General features: G+C 56.2%; 13 protein-coding genes. 7 read left to right on the top strand and 6 right to left on the bottom strand.

The annotated features are described in order from the left end of the window. On the bottom strand, positions 1 to 846 hold an 846-nt coding region (gene waaF / locus ACTH3D_RS02130; protein WP_441664764.1), incomplete at its 3' end, for a lipopolysaccharide heptosyltransferase II. After that, positions 839 to 1,795, bottom strand: coding sequence for an ADP-glyceromanno-heptose 6-epimerase (gene rfaD, locus ACTH3D_RS02125; protein WP_441664762.1), 957 nt, complete (start codon positions 1,793 to 1,795; stop codon positions 839 to 841). The genes waaF and rfaD, both read right to left, overlap by 8 nt. Positions 1,796 to 1,913: 118 nt before the next feature. Here rfaD and glyQ point away from each other — a divergent pair, with 118 nt between their 5' ends. From glyQ to gmhB, 3 genes are all read left to right on the top strand, one after another. Further along, positions 1,914 to 2,879: a glycine--tRNA ligase subunit alpha gene (gene glyQ / locus ACTH3D_RS02120; RefSeq protein WP_441664760.1), complete on the top strand. Its 966-nt coding sequence runs from the start codon at positions 1,914 to 1,916 to the stop codon at positions 2,877 to 2,879. A 2-nt stretch (positions 2,880 to 2,881) separates the two neighbouring features. Then, complete coding sequence (gene glyS / locus ACTH3D_RS02115) at positions 2,882 to 4,948, top strand: glycine--tRNA ligase subunit beta (RefSeq protein WP_441664758.1); 2,067 nt, start codon at positions 2,882 to 2,884, stop codon at positions 4,946 to 4,948. Positions 4,949 to 5,151: 203 nt separating this feature from the next. After that, positions 5,152 to 5,709: a D-glycero-beta-D-manno-heptose 1,7-bisphosphate 7-phosphatase gene (gmhB, locus tag ACTH3D_RS02110; RefSeq protein WP_441664756.1), complete on the top strand. Its 558-nt coding sequence runs from the start codon at positions 5,152 to 5,154 to the stop codon at positions 5,707 to 5,709. Positions 5,710 to 5,863: 154 nt separating this feature from the next. Here the strand turns inward: gmhB and gyrB are convergent, their stop codons facing one another. From gyrB to dnaA, 4 genes are all read right to left on the bottom strand, one after another. Further along, positions 5,864 to 8,281: a DNA topoisomerase (ATP-hydrolyzing) subunit B gene (gene gyrB, locus ACTH3D_RS02105; protein WP_441664754.1), complete on the bottom strand. Its 2,418-nt coding sequence runs from the start codon at positions 8,279 to 8,281 to the stop codon at positions 5,864 to 5,866. A gap of 44 nt (positions 8,282 to 8,325) precedes the next feature. Next, a complete protein-coding gene (gene recF, locus ACTH3D_RS02100; RefSeq protein WP_441664752.1) occupies positions 8,326 to 9,426 on the bottom strand; it encodes a DNA replication/repair protein RecF in 1,101 nt (366 codons plus the stop codon). Positions 9,427 to 9,468: 42 nt separating this feature from the next. Then, entirely contained in the window at positions 9,469 to 10,575 is a 1,107-nt protein-coding gene (gene dnaN / locus ACTH3D_RS02095; RefSeq protein WP_441664750.1) for a DNA polymerase III subunit beta, read from the bottom strand. 76 nt (positions 10,576 to 10,651) lie between these two features. Further along, positions 10,652 to 12,127, bottom strand: coding sequence for a chromosomal replication initiator protein DnaA (dnaA, locus tag ACTH3D_RS02090; protein ID WP_441664748.1), 1,476 nt, complete (start codon positions 12,125 to 12,127; stop codon positions 10,652 to 10,654). 522 nt (positions 12,128 to 12,649) lie between these two features. Between dnaA and rpmH the strand changes: the two genes are divergently transcribed. From rpmH to mnmE, 4 genes are all read left to right on the top strand, one after another. Continuing rightward, positions 12,650 to 12,784: a 50S ribosomal protein L34 gene (gene rpmH / locus ACTH3D_RS02085; RefSeq protein WP_441664746.1), complete on the top strand. Its 135-nt coding sequence runs from the start codon at positions 12,650 to 12,652 to the stop codon at positions 12,782 to 12,784. 13 nt (positions 12,785 to 12,797) lie between these two features. Further along, positions 12,798 to 13,172 (top strand): ribonuclease P protein component, encoded by a 375-nt coding sequence (gene rnpA, locus ACTH3D_RS02080; RefSeq protein WP_441664744.1) that lies wholly within the window; start codon positions 12,798 to 12,800, stop codon positions 13,170 to 13,172. 183 nt (positions 13,173 to 13,355) lie between these two features. Further along, positions 13,356 to 15,047, top strand: a complete 1,692-nt coding sequence (gene yidC / locus ACTH3D_RS02075) for a membrane protein insertase YidC (RefSeq protein WP_441664742.1) — start codon at positions 13,356 to 13,358, stop codon at positions 15,045 to 15,047. Between the two features lie 115 nt (positions 15,048 to 15,162). Beyond that, positions 15,163 to 16,533 carry a tRNA uridine-5-carboxymethylaminomethyl(34) synthesis GTPase MnmE gene (gene mnmE / locus ACTH3D_RS02070; protein ID WP_441664740.1) on the top strand — a complete coding sequence of 457 codons (1,371 nt, stop codon included), beginning with the start codon at positions 15,163 to 15,165 and terminating at the stop codon, positions 16,531 to 16,533. Positions 16,534 to 16,617 lie beyond the last annotated feature (84 nt).

Genomic DNA, 16,617 nt, shown 5'->3' with positions numbered 1-16,617 from the left:
CTGAATGCGCGTACCGGCCGCCGCCGCCACATGCATCAGCCCGGAATCATTGGTGACCGCCTGACGGCAGGCAGCAAGCAGATCCACCGTATCAGCCAGCCGAGTGCGGCCACACAGGTTGTGTACATGGGTAAGCCCTTGGGCGATGGTTTCCCCATCCGCTTTGTCTTTGGGGCCACCCATCACCCACACTTCAAAACCCCGCTTAACCAGCGCCCCGGCAAGATTGTGAAAATATGCCAACGGCCACTGCTTAGCCGGGCCGTACTCAGCCCCTGGCATCATGGCAATCGCCGGACGCTGACCCAGCTTTAACTCTTCCAGTAGACGCGTCTGGTTAGCCAGATCGCAGCGCAGCCGCGGAGCAGGCAGAGCAAAATCACCCCGCGTCGCCGCCTCAAGGCTCACACCAAGAGAAACGAAGCGTTTGACGGTCTGGTCCAGCACGGCTTTGTCGAGCGTTCGGCGCTCATTGAGCAACACCAGACGCTGCTCGCCGGTAAAACCGATACGCCGGGGGATACGCGCCAGAAAAGGCACCAACGCCGACTTCCACGAGCGTGGCAACACAATGGCCCGATCAAAACGCCCGCGTAGCTGACCAGCTAGGCGACGCCGTGCGGCAAAGCCGAACTCGCCATGGCCAACCTTCAGCGCCACCGCCTCATCCACTTCGTCCATCCGCTCCAGAATGGGCAGCGACCAGGCTGGCGCGACCACCCCGATATAGGCGTCAGGGTTACTGGCCTTGAGCGTCATGAACAGGCTCTGCGCCATGACCATGTCGCCGACCCAGGACGGGCCGACCACCAAAATACGCTCGTCAGGGGCTCCAGCCTCAGCCATTCAGCTGCTCCAGATAATCGCGCACGCCCTGAGCCACAGTACAAAACTCCTTGGTATAACCCACATTACGCAGCTTGCTGATATCGGCGCGGGTATAGCTCTGATAGCGCCCTTTCAGCTCATCAGGGAAGTCGATAAAATCAATCTGCCCACGGTCGTAATAGTCGATTACCGCTTCCCCGATCGCCTTGAACGGCTCGGCGCGGCCGGTACCCAAGTTGAAGATGCCAGACACTCCGGGGTTATCGAGGAACCACAGGTTCACGTCGACCACATCGCCCACATAGACGAAGTCACGGCTCTGCATTCCGGCTTCGAAGCCGTCCCAGGCGCCAAACAGCTTGAGATTCTGGCCACTGCTGATCTGGGTATGGTGGTGATAGGCCACGCTGGCCATTTTCCCCTTGTGCTGCTCACGCGGGCCATAGACGTTGAAATAGCGAAACCCCACCACCTGGCTTTCAAACTCGTGCTGACGCGCCCGCACATACTGGTCAAACAGCAGCTTGGAGTAACCGTAGACGTTGAGCGGTTTCTCGTGTTCGGGGGCTTCCACGAACACATCGCTGCCCCCATAGGTCGCCGCCGACGAGGCATAGATAAACGGAATCCCCTGGCGCTGGCAGAAGTGCAGTAGTTCCTTTGAGTACTCGAAGTTATTGTGCAGCATGAAACGCCCGTCCCACTCGGTAGTGTCTGAGCAGGCGCCTTCATGGAAGATCGCTTCGATGGGCGGCAGGTGTGATGGCTTGCCATTCAGCGCAGCGCGAACCCGTTCGAGAAAGTCGTCCTTGTCCAGGTAGTCGCCTAGGGTGGCGTCAGCCAGGTTCATGAACTTGGTGCCGTCAAGAAGATCGTCCACCACCAGAATATCGTTATGGCCACGGGCATTCAGTGCCTTTACCAAATTCGAGCCGATGAAACCGGCTCCGCCTGTCACTACAATCATGGAGTATTCCTCTTTATTTGCGGGTCGGGCAGATTGCTGAGGGGCTGCGCCTATAACCCACCTCTCGGGGATTGTATACTTGACGGCTCGTGAATTCATGGCCAATGGTGCTTCTCCAATGACACAGTCGATGCCAGACGTGGCAACCTTTCAAGGCTTGATCCTTGCCCTACAACAGTACTGGGCCGATCAGGGCTGCGTAGTACTCCAGCCGCTGGACATGGAAGTCGGTGCCGGTACCTTTCATCCGGCCACTTTCCTGCGCTCCATCGGCCCCGAAAACTGGAACGCAGCCTATGTGCAGCCTTCCCGCCGTCCTACCGACGGCCGCTATGGCGAAAATCCCAATCGCCTGCAGCACTACTACCAGTTTCAGGTGGTGATGAAGCCCTCACCGGACAACTTCCAGGAACTGTTTCTTGGCTCCCTCAAGTACCTGGGCCTTGACCCATTGGTGCATGACATCCGTTTCGTCGAGGACAACTGGGAGTCCCCTACCCTTGGCGCTTGGGGTTTGGGCTGGGAAGTCTGGCTTAACGGCATGGAGGTAACCCAGTTCACCTACTTCCAGCAGGCAGGCGGTATCGAATGCTACCCCGTAACGGGCGAGCTGACCTATGGCCTTGAGCGCATCGCCATGTACCTGCAGGACGTGGACAGCATCTACGATCTGGTATGGACCGTCGCGCCGGATGGCTCAAAGGTGACCTATGGCGACGTCTACCTGCAGAACGAGCGCGAGCAGTCGACCTACAACTTTGAATACGCTGATGTTGATGCCCTGTTCGGCAACTTCGACTACCACGAAAGCGAGTGCGTCAAGCTGCTTGAAGCCAGGCTGCCGCTACCGGCCTACGAACAGGTGCTCAAGGCCTCGCATACCTTCAACCTGCTCGACGCCCGTCACGCCATTTCGGTGACCGAACGCCAGCGCTATATCTTGCGCGTGCGCACCATGGCCCGCGATGTCGCGCATGCCTATTACGAGTCGCGCAAGGCCGCCGGCTTTCCGCTGGCTTCCGAGGCGCTTCGCAAAGAGCTACTACTTGAGCAAGACAATCACGCCGAACTGGGAGACGTATAAGCATGGCTGCCCATACCCTATTGGTTGAACTCGGCGTGGAAGAACTGCCGCCGAGCGCTATCGACAAGCTGTCCGATGCCTTTGCCGCTGGCATCCAGCACGGACTGGCAGAGGCCGGTGTCACTTTTGACAAAGTCTCGGCCCATGCCAGCCCACGCCGCCTGGCAGTCACCATTGAGGCGCTGGCAGACAAACAACCCGACCGTGACGTTGAGCGCCGCGGCCCAGCACTGGCAGCCGCTTTCAAGGACGGCCAGCCGACCAAAGCCGTCGAAGGCTTCGCCCGCTCCTGCGGAGTCAGCGTTGACCAGCTGATCCACCTGGAAACCGATAAAGGTACCTGGCTTGGCTACCGGGACGTGCAGCAGGGGGCAGCCACCGTCGCACTGCTGCCCGCCATTCTAGAAAAAGCCGTTGCTGCCCTGCCGGTGCCCAAGAACATGCGCTGGGGAGCCTCACGCATCGAGTTCTCGCGCCCGGTTCATTGGCTCGTGGTGCTGTACGGCAACGAGGTTGTGCCGGCCAGCGTACTCGGCCTGGAAGCCAACCGCATCACCTATGGCCACCGCTTCCATGCGCCGCAGCCGATTACCCTTGACCATGCTGATGACTATGTGGCGGCGCTGGACAATGCCTGGGTACTGGTCGACCGGGAGGTCCGCCGTGAGCGCATCCGCGAGCAAGTACTGGCTGAGGCCGAGCTAGTGGACGCCACGGCCGTCATCGATGAAGACTTGCTGACCGAAGTCAGCGGCCTGGTGGAATGGCCGGTGGCATTAGCGGGAAGCTTCGACGAGCGCTTCCTGGAGGTGCCGGCGGAGTGCCTAGTGTCGTCCATGAAAGTCAACCAGAAGTACTTCCACCTACTTGATGAAAACGGCAAGCTCAAGCCTGCTTTCATCACCATCTCCAACATCGACAGCCAGGATCCCGAACAGGTGATCTCCGGTAACGAGAAGGTCATTCGTCCGCGTCTGGCCGATGCCGCCTTCTTCTATGAAACTGACCGCAGCAAGAAGCTCTCTGAACGTGTCACTTCTCTGGGCAGTGTGGTATTCCAGAAGCAGCTAGGCACCCTGGCCGACAAGGCCGAACGCAGTGCCGTGGTTGCTGCTCATATTACCAGCCGTATCGGTGGTGACGAAGAAAAAGCACGACGCGCAACCACCCTGGCCAAGTGCGACCTGATGACTGAGATGGTGCTAGAGTTCCCAGAGTTGCAAGGCACCATGGGCCGCTACTATGCCGAACACGATGGTGAAGATGCCGAGGTCGCCAGGGCGCTTGAGGAGCAATATCTGCCACGTCACGCTGGCGATGCGATCCCTACTACCCGTACAGGCCAGGCACTGGCCATTGCTGACCGCCTGGACACCATGACCGGCATCTTCGGCATCGGCCAGCGCCCCAGCGGCACCAAGGACCCCTTCGCCCTACGTCGTGCTGCTATCGGTGTGCTCAATATCCTGATCAAGGGCGAGTTGTCTCTGGATCTGCGCGAGCTGTTGGAGCTAGCGGCAGCGCAGCACCAGAACCTACCCAAGGCCGAAGGCCTGGTCGACGAGGTGCTGACCTACATGCTTGACCGTTTCCGCGCCTGGGCGCAGGAAGAGGGCATTGGTCCGGAGGTCTACTTGGCCGTACGTGCGCGCCCGGTTACCACACCGCTGGACTTCGCCCGTCGCCTAAAGGCCGTGCACCAGTTCGCCGGTCATGAGGAAGCCGCTGCGCTAGCTGCTGCTAACAAACGCGTTTCCAACATCATCGCCAAGCAGAAACACGGCGGAAACACTGAGGTTGCCACCGACCTGCTCCAGGAAGACGCCGAGAAGGCCCTACAAGAGGCGCTGAGTGCCCGCCACTCTGAGGCAACACCCTTACTTGCCGAGGCACGTTATAGCGAAGCCCTCGACGTTCTGGCCAACCTCCGCGAGCCAGTCGACAACTTTTTTGATCAAGTGATGGTGATGGCAGACGATGACGCCGTGCGCAACAATCGCCTGGCGCTGTTGGCCAGCCTGCAGGCACTGTTCCTTGAGGTTGCGGATATCGCCGAGCTACAGCATTGAGTCTTAGCCCGGTAACGCCGCCATTCCGCTGAGCAACTGGGTAAGATCAGTGGGACCTGAACGCCATGTTTCACGTGAAACATGGCGTTTTTTTGATCTTTGCCAACACCCCAAAGCCACCTCAATCAGGTCGTGGATTGTTTCACGTGAAACACCTGCCTACACTGGCTGTGGAAGCACTCATTTGTACAAGGTACTTTTTAATGACTCAGAAGCTCGTCATCCTCGACCGTGACGGTGTCATCAACAGAGATTCCGTCAACTACATCAAAAGCGTGGAAGAATGGATTCCCTACCCATCATCAATCCAGGCTATTTCACGTTTGACCAAGGCGGGGTACCGGGTAGCGGTTGCGACCAACCAGTCAGGCATCGCGCGCCATTATTACGACACCGATATGTTGAACCAGATCCACCAGCGCATGACCGACATGGTGTCAGAAGCCGGTGGACATCTTGACTATATTGCTTACTGTCCGCACCTGGATGCCGATAAATGTGATTGCCGTAAGCCATTACCGGGCTTGATATACCAGATACAGTCCGCTCTTGACCTTCCAAGCCTAGAAGGTTCCTGGATGGTAGGCGACAGCCTCAGAGACATTCAAGCGGGCAGTAGTGCCGGCTGCCAGCCCGTGTTGGTACTCACCGGCAACGGTGACGACACCCTGCTGGAGCATCCCGATCTTGCCCAGGAAGTGCCAGGCACTCTGGTATTTAATGATTTGGCGAATTTTGTGGAACATTTACTAAGCACATGATTCAACAATCAGACCAGCACAGTTAGCCTGCTTATCCGGTCAGTCATCACGTGAGGCATGAAAAAGCCCCGACCAGTATGTTCACTGGTCGGGGCTTTTCTTTGCGGCTTTATGTTTTACTGAGTCAGTGTTTCACGTGAAACATCAAGACCGGTCAAACATCAAGGTTAGCCGTCAGGGCGTTACGATCAATGAACTCTCTGCGGGGCTCAACTTCATCACCCATCAGGGTGTTGAACATCATATCTGCCGCGACAGCGTCCTCAATGGTCACACGCAGCATACGGCGGGACTCAGGATCCATAGTGGTTTCCCACAGCTGGTCAGGGTTCATCTCACCCAGACCTTTATAGCGCTGGATAGACAGCCCACGCTGAGCCTCGCCCATCAGCCAGTCCAGTGCTTTGGTAAAGCTGGAGACTGGCTTGCTGCGCTCTCCGCGTGCAATAGTGGCACCTTCTTCAAGCAGGCCGCTCAGCCTTTCACCTAGTGCTGCCAGGGCACGGTAGTCAATGCTGCTGAAAAAGTCCTCTCCCCACACATAATCAGTAGTGACACCATGTGCAACCAGTGACACCGAGGGCAGGAAGAAGCCGCGCTCGTCATCTTCCGTCAGGCTGAAGCTGTAGCGTGGGCCGCCCTCGTAGTCGATCAGTGCATCCATCTCATTTTGCAGACAATCAATCCAGGTCTGCATGGTACCGCGATCTTTGAGGTTACTTTCCTCAAGCGTTGCCGCATAGATTATCCGCTGCAGAACAGCATTGGGATAGACACGTGACAGACGCTCAATCCGGTGCATAACGTCGCGGTACTGATGTACTAACTCTTCCAGTTGCTCGCCCTGAATAGCCGGCGCATCAGCATTGACATAAAGCCTGGCGCCATCCAGCGCCGTGGACGTTAAGTAGTCAGTCATGGCTTCCTCATCCTTGAGGTAGCTCTCCTGCTTACCGCGCTTGATCTTGTATAGCGGCGGCTGAGCGATAAATACGTGGCCGCGTTCGATCAACTGAACCATCTGACGGAAGAAAAAGGTTAACAGCAGCGTGCGGATGTGCGAACCGTCCACATCGGCATCAGTCATGATGATGATGGAGTGATAGCGCAGCTTGTCAGGATCAAACTCTTCGCGCCCGATACCGCAACCCAACGCAGTAATCAGGGTGCCAACTTCAGCCGAAGACAACATTTTATCGAAACGTGCTTTCTCAACGTTGAGAATCTTGCCCTTGAGGGGAAGGATAGCCTGTGTTCGACGGTCACGCCCTTGCTTGGCACTGCCACCGGCTGAGTCACCCTCCACCAGGTACAGCTCGGAAAGGCTGGGGTCTTTTTCCTGACAGTCGGCCAGCTTCCCGGGCAAACCGGCAATATCAAGTGCCCCTTTGCGGCGCGTCATGTCGCGCGCCTTACGCGCCGCTTCACGAGCCCGGGCGGCATCGATCATCTTGCCAACAATGGCCTTAGCTTCATTGGGCTTCTCGACCAGATAGTCGGAAAACAGTTTTCCCATTTCCTGTTCGACAGCTGTCCTGATTTCCGAGGAAACCAGCTTCTCCTTAGTCTGGGAAGAAAATTTCGGATCGGGAACTTTGACCGAGATAATAGCCGTCAGTCCTTCTCGGGCATCGTCGCCGGAGGTTTGCACTTTCGCTCTACCGGCCAGGCCTTCCGCCTCAATATAATGATTGAGGGTACGAGTCAGGCCGGCACGGAAACCGGCCAAGTGGGAGCCACCGTCACGCTGGGGGATATTATTGGTGTAGCAGAAGACGTTCTCAGTAAAGGTGTCTGTCCACTGCATGGCCACCTCGACACCCACTCCGTCTTCCCGTTCTTCATTGAAATGAAAAACCGGGTTCAACACCGTCTTATTGGTGTTGAGATGATCGACAAAAGCTCGTAGCCCACCTTCATAATGGAACAACTCTTCCTTGCCGGAACGCTCATCAACCAGACGAATTGCCACGCCTGAGTTGAGGAACGACAGCTCCCGCAGCCGTTTGGCCAGGATCTCGTAATGAAACTCGATGTTCCCGAAAGTTTCACTGGACGGTCTGAAGTGAACCCGACTGCCGCTTTTCTCAGTCTGCCCGACCACCTTGAGCGGTGAGGCCGGCACTCCGTGATGATAGACCTGTTCGTGTACCTCATTATTTCGCCAGATGGTGAGCTTAAGCTCTTCTGACAGCGCGTTGACCACAGACACGCCTACGCCATGAAGACCGCCAGACACCTTGTAGGAGTTGTCATCAAATTTACCGCCGGCATGCAGCACTGTCATGATGACTTCAGCTGCCGAAACCCCTTCTTCCTCATGGATATCAGTGGGTATTCCGCGTCCGTTGTCACTGACGGTAATCGACTCGTCAGGATGAATGACCACACGGATTTCGCTGCAGTAGCCTGCCAACGCCTCATCAATGGAGTTGTCCACCAGCTCGAAAACCATGTGATGCAGGCCGGTGCCATCATCGGTATCACCGATGTACATGCCAGGCCGCTTGCGTACTGCATCCAGTCCCTTGAGGACCTTGATGCTTGATGAGTTATAAGCCTGCTCGGTCATTTATTACTCCATCGTGACGTCTGTCTGTCCATTGGCGACCTCTGTTACTTCTTTTCGATTTCGCCATGTTTCACGTGAAACATCGAAACTGTTGTGTTCTTCTGCCAGCCGCTACTCAGTGCCTCAGGGTCAACACTGGTAATAAATGCCTGGCAATGCATATTTTCAAGCCACTGACAGAATACCTGCCGATGTCCGGCATCCAGTTCTGCAGGGAGGTCGTCGATAAGATAAAGGCACGAACGCCCGGTCGCCTGCTCCAACAAACGCCCCTGAGCAAGCTTAAGTGCACTGACAACGAGCTTCAGTTGCCCTCGCGAAAGCACCTCAGTAGCTGGACGCTTACAATAGCGAACCGCCATATCAGCGCGCTGTGGCCCTTGCTGGGTAAAGCCCATTTGCCGATCGGTAACACGACCCTGCTGAAACACTTCAGACAGCTCGCGTTTACGATCCCAGCCGCTTGTGTAACGTAATTCAAGACCGGGTAAATCAATCAAGCCACTGAGCGTTTCAGTAAACACAGGCTCAAATGCCTGCATCCAGTCACGACGCATTGCATCAAGCGCTTCACCCCAATGCACCAGCTCACGATCCCAGGCATCAAACGCTGAAGCGTCCATTCTATCATGCCTGAGCAGGGCATTCCGATGTTTGAGCGCCCTGCGAAAGCTGCGCCAGACAGGCATGAAGTCATGTTTCACGTGAAACACACCCCAGTCGATAAACTCCCGTCTTCCGCCAGGTGCTCCCTCAAGAAGGCGAAAGGCGTCAGGGTTGATCAGCTGCAGGGGCAGGGCTTCCACAAGACGGGCAAGACGATCTACTTTTTCACTGGCCAGACGAATTTCTAGCTCACTGGCTTCCCGATGACGACGAACACCAACCGGCACAGGTAGCCCGCCACTAGGTGACTCATTGGGCAAGCGTGCATGCAAAGTGAAGTGATCGGACTCATGGGAAATGGCATGACGGAGATGGCGTGTCCGGAAAGAACGCCCCATACCAAGGATATGGATACCCTCCAGCAAGCTGGTCTTGCCACTGCCGTTATCGCCAACAAACACATTGATATCGGGGCTTGGCTCCAGCACAAGTGGCTTGAGATTCCTAAGCCCCTGAAAAGACAGGTAATTTATAGGCATACAAGGAGATTCCAGGCAGCACCAAAGGCGCTGCCGGAACACTTACAGGCGCATTGGCATGACAACATAGAGCGAATCGCCGCCACCTGGCTCCTCCAGAAGTGCACTGCTACTCGAATCTGCCAAAGTGATCTGAACACGGTCTTCATTCAGTACGTTGAGCACATCAATCAGATAGCTCACGTTAAAGCCGATTTCCAGGGACTGACCGCTATACTCCACACCAATATATTCTTCTGCCTCTTCTTGTTCGGGATTATTGGCCATCACCTTGAGATTGCCCTCCTCAAGGTACAAGCGGACCCCGCGATATTTTTCATTAGATAAAATTGATGCTCGAGACAGTGATTGGCGCAAATCAGCACGATCGGCGATCAGCACCTTATCCCCCCCCCTCGGCACCACACGGTCATAATCAGGGAACTTGCCGTCAACTAGCTTGGAGGTGAAGGTAAAGTCGCCCGTATGAGCCCGCATATGGCTGGTACCCAGCGTCAGGCTGACCGGATCATCACCATCATCCAGCAGGCGCACCAGCTCTGTAACGCCCTTGCGTGGCAGGATGAGCTTGTGTGTCTCGGCCAGGGGCGTTTCTATCGGGCGAGTACACATCGCCAGACGGTGGCCGTCTGTGGCGACGGAGCGCACCATGTTGGCACTGAACTCAAGCAGCATGCCGTTGAGGTAGTACCGCACATCTTGCTGAGCCATGGCAAAGGCCGAGGTATCGATGAGGTGTTTGAGCGTGCCCCGGGGCAGACTCAACTCAATATCGGCCTCACCATCATCTATGCCTGGAAACTCTGCCGCCGGCAGCGTGGACAGCGCAAAACGCGAACGTCCACTACGCAACACAACACGCTCATTGTCTTCCAGCGAAAACTGCAACTCTGCCATGTCAGGTAGCGACTTGCAGATATCCATCAGCTTGCGTGCCGGCAAGGTAATACTGCCAGGCTGATCAACATGACTTGCTACCGTGCGTCCCACCAGCTCCACTTCAAGATCACTGCCCGTCAGCGATACTTGATCCTGCTCCACCTGGACCAGCACATTGGAGAGCACTGGCAAGGTGTTACGGCGATCTACCACACCAGCGACAAGTGCTAGCGGTCGCAGCAGTGCTTCTCGGGAAATGGAAAATTTCATTTCGTCTCCACGTCTTGTCCTGTAACGATCCGGATTCACCGAGCGCTATCCAGATCAAACTGAGCGTTGTATCAGATCAGCTGGTCAGTAACCGCAGCAGATTCTGGTAGTCTTCGCGGATATCCGCGTTTTCTTCCTGTAATTCTTTAACCTTTCGGCACGCATGCAGAACCGTTGTGTGGTCACGGCCACCAAAGGCGTCGCCTATTTCAGGCAGGCTGTGATTGGTCAGCTCCTTGGCTAGCGCCATCGCTACCTGCCGTGGTCTGGCAATCGAGCGTGAGCGGCGCTTTGACAACATTTCGTTCAGCTTAAGCTTGTAGTATTCAGCAACCGTTCGCTGAATGTTGTCCACTCCGACCTGTTTGTCCTGAAGCGCAAGGAGATCCTTCAGAGACTCGCGAATGAAATCTTGGGTAATGGGCTTACCCATGAAGTGCGAGTCGGCAATGACTTTCTTGAGCGCACCCTCAAGCTCACGCACGTTCGAGCGTATTTTCTTGGCAATGAAAAATGCTGCTTCGTGGGGCAGATCCACCTTGGCCTGATCGGCTTTTTTCATCAGGATCGCCACTCTGGTCTCGAGCTCGGGAGGCTCGATTGCCACGGTCAGGCCCCAGCCAAAGCGCGATTTCAAACGCTCCTCTACCCCACTGATCTCTTTGGGGTAACGATCAGAGGTAAGAATCATCTGCTGACCGCCCTCAAGCAGGGCGTTGAAGGTGTGGAAAAACTCTTCCTGAGAGCGCTCCTTGCCGGCAAAGAACTGGATATCGTCGATCAATAGCGCGTCGACGCTGCGGTAAAAACGCTTGAAATCATTAATGGCATTGAGCTGCAGGGCCTTGACCATATCGGCTACAAAGCGCTCAGAGTGAAGATAGACAACCCGGGCATTACTGCGCCGCGTAGCCAACGCATTACCCACTGCATGCATCAGGTGCGTCTTACCCAAGCCAACGCCGCCATAAAGAAACAGCGGGTTATAGGCGCCACCAGGATTTTCTGACACCTGACGCGAGGCCGCTTTTGCCAGCTGGTTCGACTTACCCTCAACAAAGGTGTCAAAAGTGAAGTTCGGATTTAGGCCGCTATTGTGCTTGATGCTGCCTTCTACCTGCACCTGCCGCTCGGGGGGCCGCTGAAACTCACTCCCTCCACTTTCACTACCTGTCCGACCCGCGTCACGATCACGCCGGGATTCATCACGCGTTGCCGACGTATGTATTGAAGGGTGTTGAGGAGAAGCAGACACAGGCTGCCCTAACTCACGTGGTTTGGGGGCAGGTGAAGCCGCGGCGCGGCGGCTGCCAACCAGCAGCACCAGCTTGGGGGGCTGCCCTGATGAAAGGTCACGCATCAGCTCAGTAATGCGCTGTACATATTTGTCACACACCCAGTCGCGGACAAACCGATTGGGAGCCAGTAGGCGCAGCTGATTGGTACCTTCTTCTTCCTCGGCCTGAAGAGGGCGAATCCAGGTATTGAAATGCTGCGAGCTGAGCTCGTCCTGTAGGGTTTCCAGGCATTGTTGCCAGAGTACTATCGACACGCGGCCACACCCCTGGGTTGAGAAGCGAGATTGGGAACGACCGCTATTGTATCGCTCAAAAGAACAGTTATCCACACTCATCAGGATGGCGAAAGCCTGTGGAAAACTTACAGTGGAGCTGGGTGCTTCTTGGGAGCAACATACTGAACAGTTACTCTCTGTGGATGGATATGCTACCTTTTCACCGTTTGCTCACAGCTTACCTGCAAGTTTTGCGGAGCTCTTCCACAGCTAAACATACAAATTAATGAATTGTATTAAAAGGATATTTTAACCTTATCAACAGAAAACATCCCCATACATAATAACAAGGTATTACAGAACTTCTTTTTTATAGTTATTATTGGTAACCGATTGCGAGATACTAGAAAAACTCGCTTCACGTCGCCGGAATAATTGCGCCCGGGCGCGCAAGCCTCTACAATCTCCGGTCCTTAACCGAATCTTTCTGGATTCCGGAAGGAACCCAGCACCAGTGCAATACCCGATTTTTCAGAAACCTACTTGTGGGAATGACCTGTTATGAAACGCACATTTCAACCCAGCGTTATCAAGCGCAAGCGCAACCATGGCTTCCGCGCTCGCATGGCCACCAAAGCCGGCCGTGCTATCCTGGCGCGTCGTCGCGCCAAGGGACGTAAGCGTCTCAGCGCCTAATCGCTGATTACGCGTGTCCTGTCAGGGCTACCCCCGGCGGCTGCGACTGCTGACCGCCGGTGATTATCGTCGCGTCTTCGATACGGCAACCTGCAAGGTACATGGCAAAGGACTGATGGCACTGGCGGCACCCAGCCCCCTTGGCCACCCTCGTCTTGGCCTGATCTTCAGCAAGAAGAACGTTCGCCGCGCCGTTGACCGGAATCGCTTCAAGCGCATCGCAAGAGAGTCCATCCGACTTCGCCAGCATCAGCTGCCATCTGTGGATATTGTGCTGTTGGCACGTCGTGGACTTGTTGAGCTGGATAACGAAACGGTTCATCGACAGCTTCATGGTATGTGGCGACGCCTGGATCGAGAGTTACTGAAACTCGAAAACGGACGCTGAATGCTTGGAAGCATCACCAGAATCTTTCGCCATCCACGCTGATGCGCTACTTGACGAAGCCGTGTTGAGCACCGACGCTCAGTACCTGACACTGGCCTGCCCTTGGCAGGCTTTTGTTCATCTCAGGTGTGCGACCTGCGTTTCGCCATCGGAATGTTCACTCCCCCATCGGGCAGACCCTTCATGGACGTAAAACGACTATTCCTGCTGATTCCTCTGGCGCTTCTTGCCTATCTGATCATCGTGCAGTGGAACAAGGACTACGGGCAGTCGGTCACGGCAACTGAAGCACCGCCGACTGTCACCAGCCAGCAAAATGGCCAGCCGTCTGGCACAGCCAACAGCACCCTGCTGGCACCCAGCCAACAAGCAGCCAGCGATGGTCTTGGTGGCTCACTTCCCGGCCAGGCGCCTGCGCAAGCCTCCAACAGTCGTGATCTGGTTGCCATCACCACGGATGTTCTGGATCTGCGCATCAACCCCGTCGGTGGCGATGTGGTCTATGCGGCACTGCTCAAACATGACCAGAACCTGGAGGGTGACCAGCCTTTTGTCATGCTGGCCGACAACAGCAACAGCAGCTATGTTGCCCGCTCCGGTCTGGATCTGAGTGATCACAAGGGGCGTATCGACTACACGTCGAAACAACACGAGTATCGCCTGGAAAACGGCGAAAACCAGCTGGATGTGGCGTTTACCGCCAACATCAACGGAGTGGACATCATCAAGCGCTTCGAGCTGGAGCGTGACAGCTATGCGATGAAGGTGTCCTATCACCTGGCCAATGAAAGTGAAACACCGGTCACGGCACGCTTTATCGGGCAATTGGTCAGAGATAACAGCCCGGATCCGTCCAGCGGCCCGAAGATGGGCATGAAGTCCTTCCTGGGCGCGGCGTTTTCATCGCCGGAAACGCGCTATGAAAAGGTCAAATTTGACGATATCCAGAAAAGCAAAGTCGAGAATCGTGATGCCAAGGGTGGCTGGGTTGCCATGATCCAGCACTATTTCACCACGGCCTGGGCACCTCCCGAGAATCAGAAGAACCTCTACTACACCACCACCGACGCCCAGAACCGCAACGTCGCCGCCTTCGCTGGCCCTTCTGTCAACCTGGCGCCGGGCAGCGATGCCAACCTGGAAGCCACGCTGTATATGGGCCCCAAGGTACAAAAAGAGCTGGAAAAGGTCGCCCCCCATCTGGAGCTGACCGTCGATTTCGGCTGGCTATGGTTCATCGCCAACCCGCTGTTCTGGCTGCTCGACAAGATCCACAGCGTGGTAGGCAACTGGGGCTGGTCCATCGTCATCCTGACCGTGATGGTCAAGGCTGCCCTGTGGCCGCTGTCTGCCAAGGCGTACAAGTCCATGGGCCGCATGCGCAAACTCGGCCCGGAGATGCAGCGCCTGAAAGAGCAGTTTGGCGATGACCGCCAGAAGATGTCCCAGGAAATGATGAAGTTCTACCAGAAGGAGAAGATCAATCCTCTGGGTGGCTGTCTGCCAATACTGATACAGATGCCGGTCTTTATCGCGCTGTACTGGATGCTGCTGGAGTCGGTTGAACTGCGCCACGCGCCCTTCATCTTCTGGATCCATGACCTGTCGGTGAAAGATCCGTACTTCATCCTGCCGATCCTGATGGGTGCTTCGATGTTTGTGCAGCAGATGCTCAACCCGACGCCTCCGGACCCGACCCAGGCCAAGATCATGAAGATGCTACCTATCGTCTTCACCTTCTTCTTCCTGTGGTTCCCAGCCGGCCTGGTCATCTACTGGGTGACCAACAACGTCATTTCCATCGCGCAGCAGTACTACATCACGCGCAAGATTGAAAATGACCCGTCGATTGGCAAAGGGCTCAGAACCAAATAGCCCAACGGTTGATCATACCTTGATCTGCCCGATCCAGACCCCCGCAAACGCGGGGGTCTGGCGTTTAAGGCCACTGATACTGACAATACGGGCATGACACTGACCGGAGCCACCCATGGTTGAACACCTCTATACCCTGGATACCATTGCCGCCATGGCGACTCCCCCAGGCCGCGGCGGCGTAGGCATCATTCGCGTCTCAGGGCCAGCCTGCAGCGATATCGCCCAAGTGATACTTGGGGTATGCCCCGAGCCAAGGAAAGCGCTCTACACCCCCTTCAAGGGCGAGAACGGTGCTATTGATGAGGGCATCGCCCTGTACTTCCCCGGCCCGCATTCGTTCACCGGGGAAGATGTCCTCGAGCTACAGGGCCATGGCGGCCCCGTCATCATGGACATGCTGCTTGAGCGCTGCCTGCAGCTGGGTGCCCGGCTGGCACGGCCCGGTGAGTTTTCCGAGCGTGCCTTTCTCAACGACAAACTGGACCTGGCTCAGGCGGAAGCCATCGCGGATCTGATCGAGGCCAGCTCACGCAGCGCCGCCGAAAACGCGCTGCATTCGCTGCAAGGAGAGTTTTCCGGACGTGTAAAAACGCTGGTGGAACGCCTCATCCAACTGCGGCTCCATGTTGAAGCGGCCATCGACTTTCCTGAAGAAGAAATCGACTTTCTGGCCGACGGCCAAATAGAAGCCAAGCTCGATAGCGTCTGCAATGAACTCAGCAAGGTGCGCGCCGCTGCAAGCCAGGGTGCACTGATGCGCGAAGGCATGAATGTCGTGATTGCCGGCCGCCCCAATGCCGGCAAATCCAGTCTGCTCAACGCCCTGACCGAGCAGGACACCGCCATCGTTACTGACATCGCCGGCACCACACGTGATGTACTGCGTGAGCACATCCAGCTGGACGGCATGCCGCTGCATATCATCGATACCGCCGGGCTCAGAGACACCCCTGACGCCGTGGAGCAGATTGGTGTGGCCCGGGCCTGGGCCGAAATCGAAAAAGCCGACCGGGTGCTGCTGCTGCTCGATGCGGCAACAACCGATGCCAGTGATCCCATGGTGATCTGGCCAGACTTCGTTGAGCGCTTGTCAGATCAGAGCCGACTGACCTTGGTACGCAACAAGATAGACACCAGTGGCGAAACGCCGGGAATTGACGTATCCACAGCACCGCCGGTCATCCGACTTTCTGCCCACACCGGAGAGGGTGTGGATATCCTCAAAGAACACCTCAAGAGCGTGATGGGTTTTTCCACCACCACCGAAGGCCGTTTCTCGGCGCGGCGCCGCCACCTTGATGCCCTGGAGCGCGCCGCCAGCGCCCTGGCTAGCGGTCAGGATCAGCTTAAAGGCCACGCCGCCGGCGAACTACTGGCAGAAGACCTGCGCGACGCCCAGCAGGCGCTGGACGAAATCACCGGCGAGTTCACCGCCGACGACCTGCTTGGGGAAATATTTGGCAGCTTCTGTATCGGGAAATGAATCATCATGGCACTGGTCAGAGCGCTTACATCCGAATACCGATTGATGACTGCTGTTTGTGCCATCACGTCGTTACCATCTCAA

Origin of the sequence: Halomonas sp., assembly GCF_052095765.1 — a bacterium.
GTDB lineage: Bacteria > Pseudomonadota > Gammaproteobacteria > Pseudomonadales > Halomonadaceae > Halomonas.
This window is presented reverse-complemented; position numbering and strand designations above follow the sequence as displayed.